Here is a 958-nt window from a genome sequence, read left to right as displayed (position 1 = left end):
CAGGACCCAGTTCGCACAGAGGCAAGCGCCGTGGTGAAAGCCCTGACAGGCCTTGGTATCACCTCGCGACTGGCCAGTGGTGACAATGCCCAGGCGGTGAACGCAGTCGCCGATCAGCTGGAAATCCGTGAGCGGCGCTACCAGCAAAAGCCTGCTGATAAAGCCGCATGGCTCGAGCAACTGGAAAGCAGTGCGCCGCAAATGATGATCGGTGACGGCATCAATGATGCCCAGGCCATGGTCGCCGCCTCGGTCTCCGTTGCGACTGGAAATGCGACCAGTCTGGCCCAGCGGGCGGCTGGACTGTTCCTACTTCATGACACGCTCAACGCGGTTCCTGCCCTACCTCGCCTTTCCCGGCTTTGTCAGCGCACCATCCGGCAAAATCTGGCCTGGGCATTGCTTTACAATATCCTTGCCGTCCCGTTTGCTGTCAGTGGTTTGCTGCCGCCCTGGGCCGCAGCGCTGGGCATGTCAGCCAGCTCGCTTCTGGTCACATTCAACGCCACCCGGGTGACTCGATGGAAATTGTCTTCCTGCTGATACCGCTAGCCTTGTTGTTCCTGGCTGGAGCCATTGCTGCCCTCTTCTGGGCGCTGCGCAAGGATCAATTTGATGATCTGGATAACGCGGCCTGGCGAGTTGTGTTCGAAGACAGGGAGCAGCGCAAGCAGGCTAGAACACAGGCGCCAAAAGAACCGCACCACGCTGACAGTTCAGATAAAACAGATAGCACCCAGGATTCACCATCGAGCCCTCGCGATGACCATTGAAGCCCTTGCCTCCCTGATTGCCAGTGCCGCCCTGATCGCCAGTGCCGGCTCCGTCCATTGCATTGGCATGTGCGGAGGCATCAGCAGCGCGCTGACCTTTTCCATCCCGGAAGCCCGGCGTCAGGGGGTGGCCCTGTGGGGGTGGCAGCTGTTATTCGGGCTGGGCCGCGTCGGCACCTACTGCG

General features: G+C 60.5%; 3 protein-coding genes. All 3 read left to right on the top strand.

From position 1 onward, the window contains the following. Positions 1-543 (top strand): HAD-IC family P-type ATPase (locus A3730_RS22920; RefSeq protein ID WP_156501313.1); only part of this gene is annotated, 543 nt, incomplete at its 5' end. Continuing rightward, on the top strand, positions 522-773 hold the full coding sequence (ccoS, locus tag A3730_RS22915; RefSeq protein ID WP_063520860.1) for a cbb3-type cytochrome oxidase assembly protein CcoS: 252 nt from the start codon (positions 522-524) through the stop codon (positions 771-773). The genes A3730_RS22920 and ccoS, both read left to right, overlap by 22 nt. After that, a partial coding sequence (locus A3730_RS22910) for a sulfite exporter TauE/SafE family protein (RefSeq protein ID WP_197477584.1) occupies positions 763-958 on the top strand: 196 nt, incomplete at its 3' end. The genes ccoS and A3730_RS22910, both read left to right, overlap by 11 nt.

The organism is Alcanivorax sp. HI0044, from assembly GCF_001634945.1.
Note: the sequence above shows the minus strand (reverse complement) of the source record. Positions and strands in the feature narration are given on the sequence as shown.

Coding starts and splice junctions, on each gene's coding strand:
- ccoS (WP_063520860.1), top strand. CDS start 522: ATGGAAATTGTCTTCCTGCTGATACCGCTAGCCTTGTTGTTCCTGGCT.